Raw genomic sequence first — 21,226 nt, forward strand, 5'->3', positions numbered from 1 at the left:
CCCGGTAGGGTGGCCAGGGTGAGCGTACCGAGCGTCGAGGTGTGGGCGGACCCGGAGCGGCAGGACCTGGAGGAGCGGGTCGCGGCGGCCGAGTTGGCCTGGCTGACGCTGGACGTCGACGTGGCCACCCTGCGGGTGGAGATCGACAACTTCGCGCTGGCCCACCACCAGCTGCTGGGCCCGCTCTACGCCGAGCTGGACGAGCTGGACGCGCTGATCGCCGAGTCGGTGGCGGCGCTCAGCGGCGACCCGGAGGACCTGCGGCGGGCCCGGGAGGCCCGGGAGCGGGTCGAGCCGCCGGAGGAGCGCGGCCCGCGCGAGGGCGAGCCGGAGGCCCGCCGGGTGCGGCCCGGCAAGGAGGCCCAGCGCACCTACCGCGAGCTGGTCCGCCGGGCCCACCCCGACCTGACCACCGACCCGGCCGAGCAGGAGCGCCGCTCGGGGTTCATCGCCCGGGTCAACGAGGCGTACGCGCTGGCCGACGCCGAGGGGCTGGAGCGGCTGGCCGAGGAGTGGTCCACCTCCCCGGACTCGGCGCCCGCCGCGGACTCCCCGGACCGGCTGGCCTGGCTGCGCCAGCGCCTGGAGTGGCTGACCGGCCGGATCACCGCGCTGGCGGTGGAGCGGGTCCGGCTGGAGCGCACCCCGATGGGCGAGCTGCTGCTGCTGCGGCCCGAGGAGCCGGAGCGGCTGCTGGAGGAGCTCGCCGAGCAGCTGCTGGCCACCGCCGCGGACCGGCAGGCGAGACTGGCCGCGCTCCTGCCCGACAATGGGCACCACCAACCGTCCCACGCACCCCAGGAGACCGCCCCGATGTTCGCTCAGCTGCCCACCGCCGACGCCGCCTCGGTGCCCGCCGACGCCGTCCTGCTCGACGTCCGCGAGCAGGACGAGTGGGACGCCGGGCACGTGGAGGGCGCGCTGCACGTCCCGATCGGCCAGGTGGTGGCCCGCCTCGACGAGCTGCCCGAGGGCCGGCTGTACGTGATGTGCCGGGTCGGCGGCCGTTCCGCCCAGGTGGTGCAGTACCTGGTGGCGGGCGGCCGGGACGCGGTCAACGTGGACGGCGGGATGTTCGCCTGGGAGGCCGCCGGGCGCCCGATGGTGAGCGGGACCGGCCGGGAGCCGTTCGTCCTGTAGCCCCCGTGGTCCGCCGCGGGGCGGTGCAAGGGCTCCGGCCCCTGTTCGAACGCCTGGGCGGTGCGGCAGGATGTCGGCCGTGCGCGTCTGGTCCAAGCCCGCCCGGGTGGTGCTGGTGGTCGCCGGGGTGGGGCTGGGAGCCTGCGTCCTGGCGTTCCTCGGCGCGCTCTTCCTGGCCGTGGCGCCCGCCAACTCGGTGTCGAAGGAGTACCGCTCCGAGCTGGACGCGGTGGTCTACCCGGAGTTCGAGCAGAACTGGAAGCTGTTCGCGCCGGACCCGCTGCAGCGCAACGTCGCGGTGGACGCCCGGGTGCGGACCATCGGCCCGGACGGGCAGGTGGCCACCGGTGAGTGGCACGGGCTGAGCGCCGCGGACTGGGCGGCGATCCGGCACGACCCGGCGCCCAGCCACCTGGACCAGAACCTGCTGCGCCGGGCCTGGGACTTCTACGAGTCCACCCACGGCGAGGGCGACGCGCCCGCCGCGGCCGGCAGCCGCGGCGAGCTCGCCGAGCAGTACCTGAAGCGGATCGCCCTGCAGCGGATCGGGCCCGGCGGTGGCCGGGTGATCCAGGTCCAGCTGCGGGCCACCGCCACCGCCGTCGCCCCGCCGCCGTGGAGCGGCGAGCAGGTCGACACCGCCCCGCACGCCCGCGAGCTGCCCTGGTGGCCGGTGCAGGCCGAGGACCGGCAGGGCCTGTGGTGACCGGCACGCCCGCCGCCGTCCGGGCCGCGCTGCCGCGCCTGCTGACCACCCTCGCCCCGTACCAGGCCGCCGTGGTGCGGATCGGCGTCGCCGGCACCTGGGGCGGCTACCTGCTGCGCGAGTGGCCGCACCGGCGGGTGCTGTACGGGGACCTCTCGCCCTGGTCGGCGGAGCTGAACGGCCGGCTGCTGGCCGACACCCACGCGTTCACGGCGCTGTCCTGGAGCGACGGCCGCTGGTGGTTCGAGGCGGTGTACCTGCTGGCGCTGCTCTCGGCCGGGGCGACGGCGCTGGGCTGGCGCACCCGGGCCTCCTCGGTGCTGTTCGCGCTGACCGTGCTGTCGCTGCAGAACCGCAACGTGTTCCTCGGCGACGGCGGCGACAACCTGGTCCACCTGATGGCGATCTACCTGGCCCTCACCCGCTGCGGGACGGTCTGGTCGCTGGACGCCCGCCGCCGGGCCCGCAAGCCCGGCCGGGACCCGGCCGGGTGGGGCGAACCGCGGGCGCTGGCCGACGCGCTGGCCGCGATGCTGCACAACGGCGCGATGCTGGTGATCGCCGCCCAGGTGGTGCTGGTGTACGCCACGGCCGGCTGGTACAAGGTCCAGGGCTCGCGCTGGCAGGACGGCACCGCGGTCTTCTACCCGCTGAAACTGGAGTACTTCGCCCCCTGGCCGGAGCTGTCCGGGCTGCTCGGCGGCAGCCTGCTGGTCACCTTCGCGCTGACCTACGGCACCGTGGTCATGCAGGTCGGCTTCCCGTTCTCGCTGGCCGCGCGGCGGCTGAAGAACGTGCTGCTGGCGGTGATGGTGGTCGAGCACCTGGCGATCGCGGTGCTGCTGGGGCTGCCGTTCTTCTCGCTGGCGATGATCTCCGCGGACGCGGTGTTCCTGCCCACCGCGTTCCTGCTGGCGGTCCAGGGACGGCTGGCTGGACGGCGACGGGCGCGGGAGCCGGCGGCGGAGCGGGAGCCCACGGACGGGCCGGCCGACGGGCCGGACGACGGGCCGACCGACGGGCCGGCCGACGACGGGCCGACGGCGGAGCGGGCCGGGGAGCCGACCGCCTAGCGGGCCGCGTGGCGAAAAGTCGATAAGCTCGCGGTATGTCCTGGTTCACGGCCCTGCGCGACACCGCACGGGCCGGGCTGACCGTGGACCGCTCGCTGACCAACCCCAGGCGTGCGCTGCGCGGGGCGGTGGCCGCCGCGCTGGTGGTCTTCCCGGCGCTGTTCCTGTACGGACCCGCGCAGGCGACCTCGGCGGCGATGGGCGCGTTCATCGCCGGCACCGCGACCTTCCAGCGCTCGTTCCGGCCGCGCGCCTCGCTGGCGCTGGCGGCGGCCGCCGGGCTGGGCCTGTCGACCTTCCTGGGCTACGTCGCGGTGGGCGTTCCCGGCGCGTTCCCGGTGGTGCTCGCGCTGTGGGCGTTCGGTGCCGGGCTGGCCTGGGCGATCGGGCCGACCGCGGGCGTGGTCGCCGCCAACACGCTGGCCGTGATGATGGTGGTGGTGCAGCTGCCGGTGTCGGTGCCCACCGCGGTCGAGCACGGGCTGCTCTGCTCGGTCGGCGGCGCCGTCCAGGCCCTGGTGGTGACGGTCTGGCCGATCGACAGCTGGCGGGCCCAGCGCGACGCGCTCGCCGACATCTACGCCGGGCTCGGCGACTACGCCCGCCGGCTGCGCCACGACCCGGTGGCGCAGGTCGACCCGGAGCCGTTCATCGTCGGCCGGCAGGCCGCCGCGCTGACCGCCTGGCAGGCCAGGCGCCGCCCGCCCGAGCTGCGCGGCCTGCGCACCATCGCCGAGCGGATCCGCCCCGCACTGGCCGCGCTCGCCGACCCCCGGGTCGGGGCCGCCGAGGAGGGCGCCGAGCGGGACCGGGCCCGCGAGGTGCTGGCCGCCGCCGCCGACGTGCTGGACGCGCTGGCCCGGGCGATCCGCAGCGGCGACCCGGTCCGGCTGCCCAGGGACACCCCCGGCCTGGCGCTGGCCCGCCCCGGCAGCGGCGAGGACCTGCTGCGCGGCGCCGCCCGCCGCTCGGCCCGCCGGCTCTCCGGCCTGCTGGGCCGGGCCGCCGACCGGCTGGACCGGCAGGACCGCACCACCGTGCAGACCCGCGGCGAGCCCGCCCCGGGCCTGCGCCGCCCGCCGCTGGTCAAGCTGGCGCCCGCCGCGCTGGCCACCGTCGGGCGGCAGCTGCACCGGCACTCGGCGATCTTCCACCACGCGGCGCGGATGGCCGTGGTGGTCACCTCCGCCTACCTGGCGTCCCGGCTGCTGCGGATCGAGCACGGCTACTGGGCGCCGATGACCTCCGCGATGGTGATGCGCCCGGACTTCGCGCAGACCTTCAGCCGCGGCGTGGCCCGGGTGGCCGGGACGGCCGCCGGGGTGCTGCTGTCCACCGCCGTGGTGCAGCTGTTCGACCCCGGGGACTGGGTGCTGGCGGTGCTGGCGGTGTGCTGCATGGGCCTGGCCTACCTGACCATGCGCACCGGGTACGCGGTGATGACGGTGGCGATCTCCTCGTACGTGGTGTTCCTGCTCGGCCTCCAGCCCGGCGACCCGGTGAGACTGGCCGTGGACCGGGTGTCGATGACGCTGCTGGGCGGTTTCGTCGCGCTCGCCGCGTACGCGCTGTTCCCGACCTGGCAGACCGCCCGGCTGCCGGAGCGCCTCGCCGAGTGGCTGGCCTCGGCGGGGCGGTACGCGGCGGCGGTGTTCGGCGCGTACGGGGACCCGGCGGGCGGCCGGGCCGAGCGGGAGGTGCGGCCGGCGCTGCTGGACGTGCGGGAGGCCCGCAGCGAGATGCTGGCGGCGCTGGACCGGGCCGAGGTGGAGCCGGTGCGGCACTCCGAGCAGGTGCCGGAGCTGAGCCGCAAGCAGTTCGACAAGGCCCGCTCCGCGGTCGGCATGCTGGACCGCTCCACCGTCCTGCTGGAGGCCCACCTGCCCGGCGAGGACGCCCCGCCGGTGCCCGGGGCCGGCGCGTTCGGCGAGGAGCTGCGGGACGCCACCGCGCTGGCCGCCGCCGCGGTGCTGCTCGGCCAGGACGTCGACTTCACCCTGCTGCGCGAGGCCCACCGGACCTGGGACCACCAGCTCGCCGCGCTGCCCCGGGACGACCGGATCGACGTCGTCCGGGCCGGGGCCCGCCTGGTCATGCAGGCCCTGACCGAGCTGGAGCGCGCGGTGCGGACGCGGCCGCAGCCGGCCCGTCCGGAGCCCGTACCGTTGGGGGCGTGAGCGACACCTCGGTGCCCCAGCTGGGCGCGCAGTACGACGACCTTGGCGACGACCGGGAGATCGGCGTCGGCCCGCACCCCGAGCCGTGGCCCGACGACCCCCGGCTGGACCCGGAGCTGCTGGCCGCCGGGGACCGCCGCAACGTGGTGGACGGCTACCGCTACTGGCGGCACGAGGCGATCGTCGCGGACCTGGACACCCGGCGGCACGGCTTCCACGTCGCGGTCGAGAACTGGCAGCACGACTTCAACATCGGCTCGGTGGTGCGCACGGCGAACGCCTTCCTGGCGGGCGAGGTGCACATCGTGGGGCGGCGGCGCTGGAACCGGCGCGGCGCCATGGTCACCGACCGCTACCAGCACGTGCGCCACCACGGCTCGGTGGCCTCGCTGGCCGGGTACGCCGCCGAGCGCGGGCTGCCGGTGATCGGCATCGACAACCTGCCGGGCGCGGTGCCGCTGGAGACCTTCCGGCTGCCCGAGCGCTGCGTGCTGCTGTTCGGGCAGGAGGGGCCGGGGCTGACGCCCGAGGCGTGGGAGTACGCGGCGGCGGTCTGCTCGATCGCCCAGTTCGGCTCCACCCGCTCGATCAACGCGGGGGCCGCCGCCGCGATCGCCATGCACGCGTGGGTGCGGGAGCACGCCGCGCCCTGAGCGCGCTCCCGCCGGAGGTCAGGCGAACAGCAGCTTCCAGGTGTGCGGGCCCGGGTAGCCGTCGGCCTCGGCGCCCGTCCAGCCCTGGGCGCGCTGGAAGGCAGCCACGTTGAGGCGGTCGGCCTCGCCCCAGTCCCGGCTCGGGCCCTCCCGGTAGGCGGCGCCGTAGCCCTTGCGGACCAGTTGCTGCCCGAGCAGCAGCACGTCGTCGTTGACCTGCCCGGGGCCGAACCGGCCGGCGCCCGGGAAGGGCGGAGCGGCCGGAGCGGACGGGGTGGTCGGCGCGGTCGGTGGCGGCGGGGCGGGGGTGCCGGGCGCGGGCGCGGGCGCGGGAGTGCCGGGAGCCGGGGCGGGCGCGGGGGTGGTGGTGGCGGCCGGGGCGGCCGGGGGGATGTCCTTGCCCTTGTGGTGCACCAGCAGGTCCCAGGTGTCCTTGCCGGGGTAGCCGTCGGCCTCGGCACCGCGCCAGCCCTGGGCCAGCTGGAACGCCTCGGTGGCCTGCCGGTCGGCCTCGCCCCAGTCGGGGCTGGGGCCCTCGTGGTAGAACCGCCCGCCGCCGCGCTCGACCAGCATGGTGCCCAGCCGCGTCACGTACGGGTTGACCTTCCCCGGCCCGAACGTGTCCGCCCCCGGGAAGGCGTCGGCGTCCGGCGCGGGCATCGGCTGGCTCAACCCCTTGTAGCGGTACGGGAGGTAGCCGCTCGCGTTGCTCCAGTACGCGTACGGGGTGCTGCGCTCGGTGGTGCCCGGGCGGGTCTGCTCCAGGGCGGTGTACCTGGTGCGGGCGGAGTCCAGCCAGCCGCCGAACAGCACGGCGTGCGAGCCGCCCTGCGGGTCCTTGGGGTTGTTGTAGATCAGCGCGTCACCGGGCTGGAGGTCGTCCTTGGCGATCCGGTCGGCGAAGTCCGGCAGGGTCCAGGTGGTCTGGCTGCTGCCCAGGCCCCAGGCCATCGACACGAAGCCGGAGCAGTCCTGGCGGTAGCCGTCGGACCAGTACGTGCTCATGCTGTACGGCACTTTCCGGGCCACCCAGGCCCGGGCCCGTTGCAGGATCTCGGCCCGGGTGGTGGCGGGCCGGGCGGATATCGAGCGTTCGGGCTGGGCTTCGGCGCCGTACGGGCCGGCCACCTCGCCCTGGGGCGAGTCGGGTGTCGACGGGCTGCTGTCGGTGCGCGGCGCGGCGGTGACGGTGGCCGTCCCGGCGCCCAGGACGCCGCCGACGGCGGCCAGCAGGAAGGCCGCGCGGCGCGCCCCGCGGGCGGAGCACCGGCCCGGCCGGGCGGCGAGCGAACGGGCCAGGCGGCGGTCGGCGCAGCCCGGACAGCCGCAGGAGGCGTCCGGCTCGACATCGCTGAACTCCATCAGCACGGGGTCCTGCCTTTCCTCGGTGAGTGGGACTCACGTTCCCCGGGGGGAGCGGTGCGGACCACCCGATGGGCGGTCCGGCAGGGCGGTTCGGGTGAACGGCCGCACCGCGGGGTCGGGCGTGGCGGAGTAGGCCGCGACCGGTGGGAGGAAAGGGATGAAAGCGGATGAAAGCGGATGAAACAGAAGGAAGCATGATGAAGCGGAACGAAAGGGAGCAAACGGGAAGGAAAGGGAAGGATGGGGAAGGAAGCGGAGGGAAGGGGAGGGCGGGACGGGGCCGCGCGGGAGCCGGACCGGGCGCCGCGGCTACTCCCACTGCCAGCGGATGCCCACCTGGCCGGGCTGCTGGTCGGCGGTGAGGACGTGGGCGCTGGCCGAGGCGCCGATCCACAGCGGCTCGCGGTGGCGGTCGACCTCGGCGCCGGGGGCGCGGTCGAAGCGCTCGCACTGGACGGGGACGGTGGCGGGGTCGAAGTGCACCTGGAGGACGTACTCCCGCACCGGCGCGGCGAAGAAGCGTCCGTAGTCGATGGTGGGGCCGGAGTCGGGGATCTGCACCTCGTACTCCAGGACGGTGGAGTCGCCGAGGCCCAGCGGCCGGTCGAGCAGCAGTTCGGCGACCAGCAGCCCGCTGAGCGGGCGGCGGCGGACCCGGCCGAGGCGGGCGTGCCGGACGGAGGTGATCTCGGGGCAGGTCTGGACGCCCTCGTCGGCCTTGTGGACCACCACGTGCCGGGTAACGCCGTCCACGGTGGCGCGGACCACCTGGCGCATCCGCAGCAGGTGGCCGCGGCGGGAGGCGTCGACGTAGTAGGCGTCGTGGATGGACTGGCGCTCCAGCTGGCCGGCCGGCGGGGCGTCGAGTTCGGCGAAGACCTCGGCGAGTTCGGCCTGGCCGGGCCAGACCTGCTCGACCCGCAGGCCGTCGGGGGCCGGGCCCTGGGTGACCCAGCGGCCGCGCGGGCGGGGCGGGCCGAGCAGCGAGGTGAGCGCGGCGTGCCGCAGGCCGAGCAGCTCCTCCAGCAGGTGGACGGCGCGCAGCGAGGTGGCGCGCTCGGGCTGGCTGCGGCCGCGCCGCCAGTAACTGAGCGTGGTGACACTGACCCTGACGCCCTGTTTGGCCAGGGCGGCCCGGATCCGGTCGAGGCTGAGCCCGCTGGTCTCGATGGCGGCGTTGAGCACGTCGGCGAAGCCGCTCTGCAGGACCGGCGGGACGGGTATGCCGGTCGGCGGGGCGCCGAGGCCGGTCGGCGTGCTGCCGAGGCCGGTCGGCGGGACGGACACGCCCACCGGCGGGGCGCCGACGCCGACCGGCGACTGTTCGCCGCCGCCGGCCGACGGCGGCCGGCCGCTGTGCTCGCGCTGGCCGACCAGCCGGAGCCGACCGGAGTGCTGAGGTTGTTGTGAGCCCATGCGACACCCTTCCCACCCGGCGGGTTCGGCGGGTCCGCCCCCCGGCCCCACGGTGCGTCGGCGGGGCGTCGGTGGTGCGCCGCCGAGCGTGTGGGAACCCTATTGAGGGTTGAGAGGCTACGTCATCAATCAGGACATATGACAGTGGTCACGACAAGTATTTCGCGGGCGGAGCGAATCGGAAACACTCCTGACACACCCGTGCCGGGAGACCCTGGGCGGGTCTCCCGGCACCGGTGCCGACAGGGGGTCAGGACACGTTGAGCGCGGTGTCGTCGAGCACGAAGGAGGTCTGCAGCGAGGAGTCCTCCACGCCGTTGAACTTCACCGTGACGGTCTGTCCGGCGTACGAGGACAGGTCGATCGTCTTCTGCGCGTAGCCGGTGTTCTTGTCGAGGTTGGAGTACGTGGCGACGGTGGTGCCGTTGACCGAGACGGTCAGCTTGTCGTACGCGGTGCTGCCGGTCTCGGCGGTGTCGACGTGCAGCCAGAAGCTCAGCTTGGCGGTGCAGCCGGACGGGACGGCCACCGACTGGGAGAGGCTGTCGGTGTGGCTGGAGCCGTAGCCGTCCAGCCACGCCTTCCAGGAGCCGCCGTGGGCGGCCTGCGAGGTGGAGTTGTTGACCACGCCGGAGCTGGCGGTCCAGGGGGAGGCGCTACCGGTCTCGAAGCCGGGGTTGCCGAGCAGCTGGGCGGCGGTGCAGGAGCCGGTGGGCGGCGGCGGGGTGGTGCCGCCGGAGCCGAGCAGGGCGGCGGTCAGGCCGTCGGCGATCGGGGTGCCCCAGCCGGTGACCTGGTCGTAGCCGGCCTTGGTGGAGAAGTCCTGGTTCTTGCCGCTGGTGACGTCGTGGAAGGCGCTGCCGTACGACGAGGAGTTGGTGACCGCGTAGATCTTCGGGTTGGCCTCGCCGAGCACCGGCTTGGTGGCGGCCTTGGCCTTCTGGTTGTACAGCGCGGCGAAGCCGGACCACAGCGGGGCCGCCGCCGAGGTGCCGCCGTAGACCTGCCAGCCGGGGCTGCTGGTGCCCTGGGTGTAGATCGCGAAGCCGCTGTTCGGGTCGGCGTTGGAGGAGACGTCCGGGACGGTGCGCTGGGTGCCGGTGACGTTGGTGCCGGTCTGCCAGCTCGGCTTGGCGAACTGGGTGGAGACGCCGCCGCCGGCCGTGGACCAGGCGCTCTCCGAGCCGTAGGTGGTGCCGGAGACCTTGAGGTTGGTGCCGCCGACGCCGGTGTTGTACGGGCTGGAGGCGGGGAAGTCCACCGCCTTCACCGAGGAGCCGGAGTCGGAGCGGGTGCAGTCCCGGGAGCCGTCGTCGCCGGAGGCCGAGAAGATCGAGATGCCCTGGGCGGCGGCCTGCTTGAAGGAGTTGTTCACCGCGGTCATCGAGGAGGCGGTGGTGTCCGGCTCGCAGGAGCCCCAGGAGATGGAGATGACCGAGACCCGGTTGTCCGAGACGATCTTGGCGGCCATGTCGATCTCGCCCTGGTCGCTGTTGGGCGCCTCGTACACCAGCTGGGTGGCCTTCGGGGCGACGCCGCGGACGATCTCGGAGTCCAGCTCCACCTCGCCCTGGCCGTCGCCGGGCTTGGAGTCGTAGTTCGCGCCGTCCACCGGGACGGTGCTGACCGCCGGGCCGGACAGGCCGAACTGGCTGTCGTAGGTGGTCAGGTTGGAGGACTTGTAGCCGTCGAACTCCCAGAGCGCGACGGTGGAGCCGGTGCCGTCGGCGCCCAGCTGGTTCAGCCGGTAGGCGCCGTCGTAGGTGGAGGGGCCGAAGCCGGAGGGGGTGGCGTGCGGGGTGGCGGCGCCCGGCTTGGCGATCCGGGTGGTGCGCACGGTGTGGTCGTTGAGGCCGCTGACGCCCTCGACCACACCGGCCAGCGCGGCCGGCACCGAGGCGGCGGCGTCGTTGGCGAAGAAGGTCCGGCCGCTCTGCTGCGGGTCGGTGTACGTCGACTCGTGGGTGCCGAACGCGGCGGCGACCTGCGCGCTGGTGCCGGTGGCGTTCACCACCTGGCGGTTGTCGCTGACCGAGTCGACCTTCAGGCCCTGGGCGGTGAGGAACGCCCGGACCTGCTCGACGTCGGACGCGGTCGGGCCGAAGCGCTCGGTGAATTGCGCGGGCGTCAGGTAGTGGCCGTATTCGGCGGTGCCCGGGGTGGCGACCGCGGCCAGGAAACGGTCCAGTTCGGCGGTGTTGCGCAGTTTCAGCGAGACCGCCACGGATATCCGGCGGTCGGCGGGGACGTCACCCTGCTTGTGGGAGCGGGCGACCGCCGGGGTCACGGTCTGCGGCAGCGCCACCCGGGCGCTGGCGTTCGGCGTCGGGGCGGCCTGGGCGGTGGCGCTGCCCAGGGAGACGGCGGTGAGGGGAAGGACCGCGAGGGCGGCGGCAAGGGCGAGCGAGCGGGGTCGCACGGGCTCCTCCGGAATATCTGGCGGCGTTCCGGGTTTCGAAAACGCTCGCCAGAATCTCTCAGAGAACTCCCGGGAAAAGGCCCATGGCCGGGCAATTGCTTATTAAAAAACAGTCAACTGTGAAAGGGTGGGGGAATTCAGTTTATGAACCGAATTCCCTTTCCGCGGGGGGCGGGCACAACTGAATGTCAGGGACGGCCCAGCCACTGGCCCAGCGCCGCCCGCAGCTCGCCCCGGGTCGGGTCGGCGCAGGCCCAGGCCGCGTACCCGTCCGGACGGACCAGCAGCACGGTGTCGCGCAGCTTGCCGTGCGGGTCGGCGGGGGCCGCGGTGACCACCCGCTCCGCCCAGGAGTCGGCCACCGACAGCTCGTCGTTGCTGACCAGCACCGCCTTGCCGGAGCGCAGCGCCTCGTGCAGCCGGGCCGGGCCGCCGGGCACGTCCACCGCCAGCCGCAGGTCCGGGACGCGGCGGCCGACCAGCGGGTGGGCGCCCTTCTCGGCCGGGTAGGCGTACCCGATGCCGGAGACCTGCTTGGCGCCCAACTCGGCCAGCGGGCCCAGGTGCCCGGCCGCCGCGCCGAGCGCCGAGCGCAGCGCCCGGGCCGGGGCGTGCGCGCCCTGGGCGAGCCGGACCAGGGCGCCGGAGGAGCGCAGCGCCGCCCGGCCGACCGGGTGGCGCTCGGTCTGGTAGGTGTCCAGCAGGGCGTCGGGGGCCCAGCCGCGGACGGCGGCGGCCAGCTTCCAGCTCAGGTTGGCGGCGTCCTGCAGGCCGGTGTTCATGCCCTGGCCGCCGGCCGGGGAGTGGCAGTGCGCGGCGTCCCCCGCCAGGAAGACCCGGCCGGAGCGGTAACTGGGCACCTGCCGCTCGTCGCTGTGGAAGCGGGAGGTCCAGCGGGTCTCCCGCACCCCGAAGTCACGGCCCATCACCTCGCGCAGCAGGTCGGAGAGTTCGGCCGGCACCACCGGGTCGGAGTCCGGCGCCTGGTGCTCGCGGCTCCAGCCGATCACCCGGTACCAGCCGTCGCCGAACGGGGCCAGGAAGGCGAACCCGGCCTCGCCCGCGCCGGCCGTCAGCGGCTCGTCCGGCTCCCGCTCCAGCCGGACGTCGGCCAGCATCACCGAGCGCACCGCGGACTCGCCGGGGAACGGGACGCCCAGCAGGTCGCGCACCGCCGAGTGCACGCCGTCCGCGCCGACCGCGTAGCGGGCCCGGAACGACCGCTCGCCCCCGGCGGTGCGGGCGGTCAGCGTGACGCCCCGGCCGTCCTGCCGCAGGCCGGTCACCTCGGTGCCGCGGCGCAGGTCGGCACCGGCCTTGACGGCCCGCTCCCGCAGCACCCGCTCGGTGTGGTACTGCGGGGTGACCAGCACGAACGGGAAACGGGTGGGCAGGCCCGCGAGGTCGACCCGGAGCCGGCCGAACACCTGCAGCGAGGGCATCGCCCGGCCGGTGGCGATCAGCTCGTCGGCCAGGCCGCGGGCGTCCAGCAGCTCCAGGGTGCGGGCGTGCACGGCGAACGCCCGGGTCAGGTTCGACTCCTCGGCCCGCTTCTCGAGCACCGTCACCCGCAGGCCGGCCGCCGCCAGGTCGCCCGCCAGCAGCAGGCCGGTCGGGCCGGCGCCGACCACCAGCACGTCGGCGGTGAACTCCGTCTCGGACATCCGTCTCTCCCGTCGTCTTGCCGCAGAGGCCGGTGGTCACCGGACCGGAGTCCACGTCGCCCGGGTTCTCAGCGCGCTCTCAGGCTGCCATCATCGCGGGCCCATCAGGGGCTGTGAACCTCCTTCCCATGACACAGCCAGCGATGCGCCCGGCCCTCCGCCCCGCACCGGCGGCCGACGGCCGGGAACGGGCCGACGCCGTGGTGCGGACCAGGCTCGTGGAGATCGTCGTACCCGTCTACAACGAGCAGCACTCGCTGGAGCGCTGCGTCCGTGAGCTGCACGCCTACCTGTCGGAGACGTTCCCCTACGACTACCTGATCACCGTGGCGGACAACGCCTCGGTCGACGGCACCTGGGAGGTCGCCACCGCGCTCGCCGCGGAACTCGGGCCGGTGCGCGCCGTACACCTGGACCTCAAGGGCCGCGGGCGGGCGCTGCGGCAGGTGTGGGGCACCAGCACGGCCGACGTGGTGGCGTACATGGACGTCGACCTGTCCACCGGGCTGGAGGCGTTCCTGCCGCTGGTCGCGCCGCTGCTGTCCGGGCACAGCGACCTGGCCATCGGCAGCCGGCTGCACCGGGGCTCGGCGGTGGTGCGCGGCCCGAAGCGGGAGTTCATCTCGCGCACCTACAACCTGCTGCTGCGGGCCACCATGGCGGCCAAGTTCTCCGACGCCCAGTGCGGGTTCAAGGCGGGCCGCACCGAGGTGGTCAAGCGGCTGCTGGAGCAGGTCGAGGACAACGCCTGGTTCTTCGACACCGAACTGCTGCTGCTCGCCGAGGCGTCCGGGCTGCGCATCCACGAGGTGCCGGTGGACTGGGTGGACGACCCGGACAGCCGGGTCGACATCGTCCGCACCGTGCTCGACGACCTCCGGGGCATGGCCCGGGTGGCCCGGCGGACCCTGGCCGGCCGGGGCAGCGTCGACCTGCCGGACCGGGTGCGCCGGGCCCAGGTCCCGCCGGGGCTGGGCTGGCAGACCGTCAGCTTCGCGGTGATCGGCGGCCTGTGCACGCTGGCCTACCTGCTGCTCTTCCTGGGGCTGCGGCAACTGGCCCCCGCCCTGGCGGCCAACGCGCTCGCCCTGGCCGTCACCGCGGTGGCCAACACCGCCGCGAACCGGCGCTTCACCTTCGGGGTGACCGGCCGCCGGGACGCCCTCAAGCACCAACTGGAGGGCGGCCTGGCCTTCCTGGTCGGCCTGGCCCTGACCAGCGGCGGCGTCGCGTTCCTGCACGCGGCGGCCCCGGACGCCGGGCCCGGGGTCGAGCTGGCGGTGCTGGTGGCGGCGAACGCGGCCGCGACGCTGGTGCGGTTCGTGCTGCTGCGGGTGTGGGTGTTCAACCCGAGGCGCGCGTAAGGGCTTTCAGCAACTCCCTGTCCCCCTCCCCTCCGGACAGGGCGCGGGCCCGGACACCGTTGTGGGGCGGCGTCCGGGCCCGCTTCTCGCGTCGGGCGGTCGGGGCGGAGCGAAAGACGGCGGATCCTTGTGTGCGGCTCGTAGGCTGCGGGGATGGCTGGCGGGCGGGTTCTTCGTGGTGCGGTCCTCGACTTCTTCGGCGTGCTCACGGCCAACATGGTCGAGGTGGTCCAGTGGTTCGAGGCCCGGGAGGGGGTCAGGCCGGGAACGTTCCTGGCGGCGTGGGCCGACCCTCGGGGACAGGAGCTGTTCCGTCGGCTCGAACTCAGTGAGATCGCCCAGGAGGACTGGAACACCGGCTTCGCTGCTTTGCTGGGTGTGCAGCCGGACGGTCTGCTGGCCCGGTACCTGCACGACGCCTTCCCGGCCTACCCGGTGCTGGAGGTCGTCCGGCAGGCCCGGTCGGCGGCCATCAGGACGGCCGTGCTGTCGAACTCCCTCGGCCGGTAGCCCTACGACCCTTACGCGGGATTCGACTTGAACGGTTCCTTCGACGCCGTGGTGCTGTCCTCCGAGCACGGTCTGCGCAAACCGGATGCGGCCCTGTTCCAGATGGTGCTGGACCGCCTGGGGCCGGAGGCGGCGGAGTGCGTGTTCGTCGACGACAGCGAGGCGAACGTGGAGGCCGCGGACGCCCTCGGATTCACCGCGCTGCTCGGGTTGGACGAGCAGGTGGTGGCCCGGCAGTTGCGTGAACTGCTGCGGCTACCCGCCCGCTACGGCTCGTCTGCAAACGATCTCTGCGAAGCTGTGAGGTGGAGATCATTGGAGGGTCGATGGGTATCGAGCTCGAACTGCACTCCGGGAGGCCTCGCAAGGGCTCATCTCGGGCGACGTTGCTTCGTGGGTCCTACGCACACGGCGATGCGCTCGCGCGTGCGCTGAGTGCGCTTGACCGCCACAGGTCTGGCCAGTTGGGCTGGGTCGACCCGTACGGGGACACCATGTTCAACGAGCAGGAGGCCGAAGTCGCTCGTCAGGAGGTTGCTGTCCTGGTGCGAGACTGCTCCGACGAGGGGCAGCGGGCGGCCCTCCTCGACCTGAGTGTGCTCCTAGAAGCGTGTGCGGCAACGCCGGGCAGCTACCTGTGTTTCGTGGGTGACTGAGACCGCTACCGCGTCGGCGTCGTCCCGAGGTCCCTCATCCTCTGGCCCCGCACAACAGCTGGATGATCATTCGTCAGGCAGAACTCAGGAACTCCGCGGCCGGCCGGTAGCGGGTGTGCGGGGCGAGTTTCTCGCGCAGCCCCTTGAGCTGGGAGGCCGAGCGGGCGGAGTCGACGCCGCCGAGGCACTGGGCGGCGTGCCGGGCGGTGGCGACCGCGGCATCGAGGTCGTGGTTGGCGAGACGGGCCTCGGCGGCGCGGGCGAGGTAGATGGCGTGCGTCCGGAGGTACTCCTCGTCCCCCCGGTAGACGGACATCCCGGTGCTGAACCGGCGCAGCGCCTCTCCGGTATCACCGAGTTCGAGGGCGGAGGAGCCTGCGATGCGTGCCGCCAGGGCCGCGCTACCGGTGCTCCCGTTCGGCCTGCCCGTGACGTTCACCGGATAGCCCCGGGCCGGCCCCGCGAGCGGTTCGACCACCCGGCTCCGGTGGCGGAGCCGTCCGGGCCGGATGGTCGAACCCGCTCCGGCGGGCCGTTACTTGCGGACCTCGACGGTGCGGAACCGGGAGGCCACGAAGGCGGCGTCGCAGTAGGCCGCGTTGGCGGCCGGGTTGGCGCCGGTGCCGTGCAGGTCGGAGAAGGCGGCGGTCTGGTTGACGTAGACGCCGCCGGTCAGGTTGAGCGAGAGCGAGACGCCGGCCTCCAGGCAGGCGTCCACCAGGGCGGTCTCGACGGCGGGGTCGGTGGTGTAGGCGCCGGCGGTCATCGCGCCGTGCTCGACGGTGGTGCGGCGCAGCAGTTCGACGGCGGCGGCGGTGGACTCCACGGCGACCGCGAAGGCCACCGGGCCGAAGCACTCGGCCAGGAAGCGGGCCCGGTCGTCCGGCTTCTCGGCGTCGGCCTTCACCAGGGCGGGGGTGCGGATGGTCGCGCCCGGGAACTCGGCGGAGGCCACCACCCGCGGGGCGAGGGCGAGTTCGCCGTACTCACCGCCGGCCGCGGCGGCGCTGCGGGCCAGCACGCCCGGGTTGACCACGGCGCCCAGGAGGGCGGCGGCCCGGGTGTCGTCGGCGAGCAGGCCCTGGACGGCGGCGGCCAGGTCGGTCACCACCTGCTCGTAGGAGCGCTCGCCGTCCTCGGTGCGGACGCCGGTGCGCGGGATCAGCAGGTTCTGCGGGGTGGTGCACATCTGGCCGCTGTACAGGCTGAGCGAGAAGGCCAGGTTGTCCAGCATGCCGCGGTAGTCGTCGGTGGAGTCCAGCACGACGGTGTTCACGCCGGCCTTCTCGGTGTACACCAGCGCCTGCCGGGCGTTGTCCTCCAGCCAGTCGCCGAAGCCGGTGGAGCCGGTGTAGTCGATCAGCTTCACCTCGGGCCGCAGGGCCAGCACCTTGGCGATCGCGGAGCCCTCGTGCTCGGCGGCCAGGCAGACCAGGTTCGGGTCGAAGCCCGCCTCGGCGAGCACCTCGCGGGCGATCCGGACGGTCAGCGCCAGCGGCAGCACGGCGCGCGGGTGCGGCTTGACCAGCACGCCGTTGCCGGTGGCCAGCGAGGCGAACAGGCCCGGGTAGCCGTTCCAGGTCGGGAAGGTGTTGCAGCCGATCAGCAGCGCGGTGCCGCGCGGCACGGCGGTGAACTCCTTGGTCATCACCAGGGGTTCGCGCTTGCCCTGGGGCTTGGTCCAGCGCGCCGAGCGGGGCAGCCGGGTCTGCTCGGCGTACGCGTACGCCACCGCCTCCAGGCCGCGGTCCTGGGCGTGCGGGCCGCCGGCCTGGAAGGCCATGCCGTACGCCTGGCCGGTGGTGTGCATCACGGCCTGCGCGAACTCGGGCGTGCGGGCGCTGATCCGGGCCAGCACCTCCAGGCAGACCGCGGCCCGCTCGGCGGGCGACGCCTTGGCCCAGCCGGGCCGGGCGGCCTCCAGCGCGGCCAGCAGCGCGTCCGGCTCGGCGTGCGGGTAGAGCACGCCCAGTTCGAGGCCGTACGGGGAGGTCTCGCCGCTGACCGGCGTGCCGCCGCCGGGGTGGCCGGGGAGGTCGAACTCCCGCCCCAGCAGGGCCTCGAAGGCGGACTTGCCGTCGGCGACGGCGTTCTCCCCGTACGCCTTGGGGAACTCCGGGTACGGCGACCAGTAGTCGCGTCCGGCGATCGCGGCCAGGGCGCGGTCGAGGGTGTCCTGGTGGCGGGCGAGCAGTTCGGCGACCGGCAGGGCGGGGGTCGCAGCGGACATGGTGCGCTCCTCACGGGGGCGGGGCGGGACGCTCCTCAGCGTAACCGAACGATCGGTCGGTGCAAGGCCCCGGTCCGGTCCGCCGCCGGGCGGGCGGACGCGCGACGGCCGCCCCCGGGAGCCGGGGACGGCCGTCGTGGGGGTCGGCCGCGCTCTACGGGATACCCAGTTCGAACAGCACGTACCCGGCGTACCAGCCGGAGGCCAGCGCGACGGTGCCCAGGGTGGCCGCCAGCGAGACCCGCGACAGCCGCTTGAGGCCGACCGCGATCGGGAGGAAGAGCGGGAAGCAGGGCAGCAGGTAGCGGGAGGTGTTGCCGAAGATCTGCTGGCTGCCGAGCACCAGGACCAGGGTGATGCCGGTGTAGACGAGCAGGAAGACCGGCGGGCGCATCCGGACCAGCAGGAAGACGAGTATCGGCAGCGAGAACACCAGGAACAGCGCGATCAGGTCCTCGGTGGGGTAGCCGAAGATGTAGTCGTGGTGCCCGAACAGCAGGTTCCGGAGCACGTTGCCGGTGTGCTTGCCCCAGTCGAAGAAGTGCAGCCAGGCCCCGCGCTGGAGGTCGAAGTAGGCGGTCCAACTGCCCATCCGCCAGCTCGCCCAGGCGATGTAGCCGACGAACCCGAGCGGGGCGATCACCAGCGCGGCCAGCGGGCCGAGCACCCCGTCCCGGCGCTTCCAGAGCGCGATCAGCGCGGCCACGCCGACCGCCGCGGCCAGCGCGGCCGAGGTCGGCCGGTTCAGGCCCGCGACGAACGAGGTGACGCCCGCGGCCAGCCAGTTGCGGGTCATCACGAAGTAGCAGGCCCAGGCGGCCAGCGCGACGAACAGCGAGTCCGAGTAGACCGCCCACTCGACGCCCGAGCCCGGGAACAGGCCCCAGACCGCGGCCGCGATCACCGCCGCCCGGTGGCCCGCGAGCAGCTTGGCCACCGCGTAGATGCCGGCCGCCGCGACGAACGAGGACAGCACCGAGACCGCGATGCCCGCGCCCAGCGTGTTCAGGCCGGTCACCGCGGAGACCATCTTGATCATGCCGGGGTAGAGCGGGAAGAACGCGACCGAGTTCTGCTCCAGCGTCCACGGGCCGGAGGTGGACGGCAGCAGCTTCGGGTCGTAGCCGTTCAGCGCGACCTGCTGGTACCACCAGCCGTCCCAGCCGCCGAGCACGTCCCAGACGTGCTTGCCGCCGCCGAACCGCGGGTCCTTGGTCAGGTACTCGCCGGACCAGGACAGCAGCCACATGAAGGAGGTGAAGGCGATCAGCCGGACCGCCGCGAACACCGCCAGGGCCGGCCCGTACTCGGCCAGGACGTGCCGCAGCCAGGCCCGCGGGCCCGGCGCGGGGGCACCGCTCTCCACGGGCGGATCGGGTCGCTCGGCCACTTCGGTGTCGGGGCTCGCTGCCATCGCCATCAGGTCCTGTCTGGGTCTCGGGCCCCGCCGGGCCGCCCGGATTCTCGGGCGAGCCTACGGCACGCACCACTGGTCCGTACCTGACGGGACGGCACGTGGCTACACTCCCCACCATCGGACGGACGTCACCCACTCGGCGGGAGAAACTGATGACTGCAGCGGCTCAGGAGGGCACCCTGCTGTCGGTGGTCGTCCCGATGTACGACGAGGAGGACGCGCTGCCCGCCTTCGCGGCCCGGATGCGCCCGGTGCTGGACGGCCTCGGCGCCCGCTACGAGGTGCTCGCGGTGGACGACGGCAGCACCGACAAGACCGCCGCCCTGCTGCGCGACCTGTCCGCGGACTGGCCCGAGCTGCGGATGGTCCGGCTGCGCCGCAACAGCGGCCACCAGGCCGCGCTGACCGCCGGTCTCGACCACGCCGTCGGCGACTACGTGGCCAGCATCGACGCCGACCTCCAGGACCCGCCGGAGAAGATCCCCGACATGCTGGAACTGGCCCGCCGCGAGGGCCTGGACATCGTGTACGGGGTGCGCGAGGACCGCTCCACCGACACCGGCTTCAAGCGCTGGACGGCCGGCGGCTACTACTGGCTGATCCGCCGCCTGGTGGGGCGGCAGGTGCCGTCCAACGCCGGCGACTTCCGGCTGCTCAGCCGGGAGGCCGTCGAGGCGCTCCGGGAACTGCCCGACCAGCAGCGGGTCTACCGGCTGCTGGTGCCCTGGCTGGGCTTCCCCAGCGGCGAGGTGCGCTACGTCCGCGAGGAGCGGGTCGCCGGGAGCACCAAGTACCCGCTGACCAAGATGGTCCGGCTCGCCCTGGACAGCATCACCGGCTTCTCCGCCGCCCCGCTGCGGCTGGCCACCTGGCTGGGCACCGTCGCCTTCTTCACCTGCCTGCTGCTGCTGGCCTTCTGCTTGACCGTCTACCTGGTCGGCGCCACCGTGCCCGGCTGGACCTCGCTCTTCGTCGGCCTGCTGTTCATCGGCGGGGTGCAGCTGATCTGCGTGGGACTGCTCGGCGAGTACGTGGCCCGGATCTACAGCGCGGTGCAGCGCCGGCCCGCCTACTTCGTCGCCGAGGACACCGCGGGGGCGGCCGGGCGGACCGCCGCCCGGTCGGCGGCCCGGTCGGCGATCAGGTCCGGGGCCAGGTCCGGGGCCAGGTCCGAGGCCGTGGACGGCACCGGCCGGGCCGGGATCTGAGACCACCCGCCGGGGCGGGCCGCCGCGGCCCCGGGGATACTCGTCGCATGGCCGATCACTCCCCGCGCGCCGCCTACACCGTCGACTCGCTGCTCGCCGTCACCGTGCGGGTCTTCAACGAACGCGGCTACGACGGCACTTCGATGGAGGACCTGTCCAGGGCCGCCGGGATCTCCAAGTCCTCGATCTACCACCACGTGCGCGGCAAGGAGGAACTGCTGCGCCTCGCCGTCGGCCGGGCGCTGGACGCGCTGTTCGCGATCCTCGACGAGCCGGCCGCCGTCGCGGGCCGCCCGGTGGACCGGCTGGAGCACGTGGTGCGCCGCACCGCCGAGGTGCTGCTGGCCGAGCTGCCGTACGTGACGCTGCTGCTGCGGGTGCGCGGCAACACCGGCACCGAGCAGTGGGCGCTGGAGCGGCGGCGCGACTTCGACCACCGGGTCGCCGAGCTGGTGCAGGACGCCGTCACCGCCGGACAGCTGCGCGCCGACGTCGAGCCCCGGCTGGCCACCCGGCTGCTGTTCGGCACGGTCAACTCGCTGGTGGAGTGGTACCGCCCGGGCCAGCGCGGCACCGAGGCGCTGCCCGACGCGGTGGCCCGGTTCGCCTTCGAGGGGCTGCGCGCCCGCTGACCCGCCGGGCGCCGGCCGGCCCCGGCCCCGCTACGGGCCGTCCGCCGGGATCTGGTCGGTCTCCTCGAACACCAGCATGGTGCGGGTGCCCAGCACCTCCGGGATCGACTGGATGCTGCCCAGCACCAGCTCGCGCAGCGCCCGGTTGTCCGCCGTGTGGACCAGCATCAGCACGTCGTCGTCGCCGCCGACCAGCGCGATGTGCGCCACCCCGGGCAGGCGCAGCAGCTGCTCGCGCACGGTGCGCCAGGAGTTCTGCACGATCCGCAGCGTGACGTACGCGGACGCGGCCTGCCCGGCCTTCTCGTGGTCGACCCGGGCGGTGAAGCCGCGGATCACGCCGTCCTCGACCATCCTGGAGATCCGGGCGTACGCGTTCGCCCGGGACACGTGCACCCGCTCGGCCACCGAGCGGATCGAGGCCCGGCCGTCCTGCTGCAGCAGCCGCAGGATCGACCGGTCCACCCGGTCGAGTCTGGACACCTGTTCAGCCGACATGGCCCCCCATCCCTCGTGATTGGACGTGCTGGCCCCAGCAGACCTCCCTTTCGGCCGACTGTCCACCGTCTTGACGGGGATATGGTCAAGATGACCAG

General features: G+C 74.0%; 19 protein-coding genes. 11 read left to right on the top strand and 8 right to left on the bottom strand.

Going from position 1 to position 21,226, the window contains the following annotated elements; genetic code table 11:
* Window positions 1–18: 18 nt before the first annotated feature.
* The 5 genes from ACIQVD_RS17530 (at window position 19) to ACIQVD_RS17550 (ending at window position 5,749) form a co-directional block, all read left to right on the top strand.
* Entirely contained in the window at window positions 19–1,140 is a 1,122-nt protein-coding gene (locus tag ACIQVD_RS17530; protein ID WP_100837198.1) for a rhodanese-like domain-containing protein, read from the top strand.
* A 79-nt stretch (window positions 1,141–1,219) separates the two neighbouring features.
* On the top strand, window positions 1,220–1,846 hold the full coding sequence (locus ACIQVD_RS17535) for a DUF5819 family protein (protein WP_402289967.1): 627 nt from the start codon (window positions 1,220–1,222) through the stop codon (window positions 1,844–1,846).
* A complete protein-coding gene (locus ACIQVD_RS17540; protein WP_402289969.1) occupies window positions 1,843–2,919 on the top strand; it encodes an HTTM domain-containing protein in 1,077 nt (358 codons plus the stop codon). Before ACIQVD_RS17535 ends, ACIQVD_RS17540 begins: the two co-directional genes overlap by 4 nt.
* Window positions 2,920–2,954: 35 nt before the next feature.
* Entirely contained in the window at window positions 2,955–5,096 is a 2,142-nt protein-coding gene (locus ACIQVD_RS17545) for an FUSC family protein (protein WP_402289972.1), read from the top strand.
* Complete coding sequence (locus tag ACIQVD_RS17550) at window positions 5,093–5,749, top strand: TrmH family RNA methyltransferase (RefSeq protein WP_402289975.1); 657 nt, start codon at window positions 5,093–5,095, stop codon at window positions 5,747–5,749. The genes ACIQVD_RS17545 and ACIQVD_RS17550 overlap by 4 nt, the downstream gene beginning before the upstream one ends.
* An 18-nt stretch (window positions 5,750–5,767) precedes the next feature.
* Here the strand turns inward: ACIQVD_RS17550 and ACIQVD_RS17555 are convergent, their stop codons facing one another.
* The 4 genes from ACIQVD_RS17555 to ACIQVD_RS17570 all read right to left on the bottom strand — a co-directional run bounded on the left by ACIQVD_RS17555 (window position 5,768) and on the right by ACIQVD_RS17570 (window position 12,613).
* Window positions 5,768–7,111: a peptidoglycan-binding protein gene (locus ACIQVD_RS17555; RefSeq protein ID WP_402289979.1), complete on the bottom strand. Its 1,344-nt coding sequence runs from the start codon at window positions 7,109–7,111 to the stop codon at window positions 5,768–5,770.
* A 312-nt stretch (window positions 7,112–7,423) separates the two neighbouring features.
* Window positions 7,424–8,530 (bottom strand): hypothetical protein, encoded by a 1,107-nt coding sequence (locus ACIQVD_RS17560; protein ID WP_400692127.1) that lies wholly within the window; start codon window positions 8,528–8,530, stop codon window positions 7,424–7,426.
* 250 nt (window positions 8,531–8,780) lie between these two features.
* A complete protein-coding gene (locus ACIQVD_RS17565) occupies window positions 8,781–10,949 on the bottom strand; it encodes a protease pro-enzyme activation domain-containing protein (protein WP_402289981.1) in 2,169 nt (722 codons plus the stop codon).
* Between the two features lie 188 nt (window positions 10,950–11,137).
* Entirely contained in the window at window positions 11,138–12,613 is a 1,476-nt protein-coding gene (locus ACIQVD_RS17570; protein WP_400692132.1) for an FAD-dependent oxidoreductase, read from the bottom strand.
* 128 nt (window positions 12,614–12,741) lie between these two features.
* Between ACIQVD_RS17570 and ACIQVD_RS17575 the strand changes: the two genes are divergently transcribed.
* From ACIQVD_RS17575 to ACIQVD_RS17590, 4 genes are all read left to right on the top strand, one after another.
* Window positions 12,742–13,977, top strand: a complete 1,236-nt coding sequence (locus ACIQVD_RS17575; protein WP_402289983.1) for a glycosyltransferase — start codon at window positions 12,742–12,744, stop codon at window positions 13,975–13,977.
* A 153-nt stretch (window positions 13,978–14,130) separates the two neighbouring features.
* Window positions 14,131–14,487 (top strand): hypothetical protein, encoded by a 357-nt coding sequence (locus ACIQVD_RS17580; protein WP_402289985.1) that lies wholly within the window; start codon window positions 14,131–14,133, stop codon window positions 14,485–14,487.
* Window positions 14,488–14,514: 27 nt separating this feature from the next.
* Complete coding sequence (locus ACIQVD_RS17585; RefSeq protein ID WP_402289987.1) at window positions 14,515–14,922, top strand: HAD-IA family hydrolase; 408 nt, start codon at window positions 14,515–14,517, stop codon at window positions 14,920–14,922.
* A gap of 59 nt (window positions 14,923–14,981) precedes the next feature.
* Entirely contained in the window at window positions 14,982–15,143 is a 162-nt protein-coding gene (locus ACIQVD_RS17590; protein ID WP_402289989.1) for a hypothetical protein, read from the top strand.
* Between the two features lie 73 nt (window positions 15,144–15,216).
* On the opposite strand, the gene ACIQVD_RS17595 is transcribed toward ACIQVD_RS17590, so the two are convergent.
* The 3 genes from ACIQVD_RS17595 to ACIQVD_RS17605 form a co-directional block, all read right to left on the bottom strand.
* Window positions 15,217–15,459: a hypothetical protein gene (locus ACIQVD_RS17595; protein ID WP_402289991.1), complete on the bottom strand. Its 243-nt coding sequence runs from the start codon at window positions 15,457–15,459 to the stop codon at window positions 15,217–15,219.
* Between the two features lie 219 nt (window positions 15,460–15,678).
* Window positions 15,679–17,373 (bottom strand): phenylacetic acid degradation protein PaaN, encoded by a 1,695-nt coding sequence (paaN, locus tag ACIQVD_RS17600; RefSeq protein ID WP_402289993.1) that lies wholly within the window; start codon window positions 17,371–17,373, stop codon window positions 15,679–15,681.
* A gap of 154 nt (window positions 17,374–17,527) precedes the next feature.
* Window positions 17,528–18,793 (bottom strand): hypothetical protein, encoded by a 1,266-nt coding sequence (locus ACIQVD_RS17605; protein WP_400692144.1) that lies wholly within the window; start codon window positions 18,791–18,793, stop codon window positions 17,528–17,530.
* A 149-nt stretch (window positions 18,794–18,942) separates the two neighbouring features.
* Here ACIQVD_RS17605 and ACIQVD_RS17610 point away from each other — a divergent pair, with 149 nt between their 5' ends.
* A complete protein-coding gene (locus tag ACIQVD_RS17610; RefSeq protein ID WP_402289996.1) occupies window positions 18,943–19,998 on the top strand; it encodes a glycosyltransferase family 2 protein in 1,056 nt (351 codons plus the stop codon).
* A gap of 47 nt (window positions 19,999–20,045) precedes the next feature.
* Window positions 20,046–20,630, top strand: coding sequence for a TetR/AcrR family transcriptional regulator (locus ACIQVD_RS17615; protein WP_100837187.1), 585 nt, complete (start codon window positions 20,046–20,048; stop codon window positions 20,628–20,630).
* A 30-nt stretch (window positions 20,631–20,660) separates the two neighbouring features.
* Here the strand turns inward: ACIQVD_RS17615 and ACIQVD_RS17620 are convergent, their stop codons facing one another.
* The gene (locus tag ACIQVD_RS17620) at window positions 20,661–21,128 is read right to left on the bottom strand and encodes an Lrp/AsnC family transcriptional regulator (protein ID WP_233533760.1); all 468 of its coding nucleotides are present in this window, start codon (window positions 21,126–21,128) and stop codon (window positions 20,661–20,663) included.
* Between the last annotated feature and the right edge of the window lie 98 nt (window positions 21,129–21,226).

Source organism: Kitasatospora sp. NPDC090308, assembly GCF_044769485.1.
Classification (GTDB): domain Bacteria; phylum Actinomycetota; class Actinomycetes; order Streptomycetales; family Streptomycetaceae; genus Kitasatospora; species Kitasatospora fiedleri.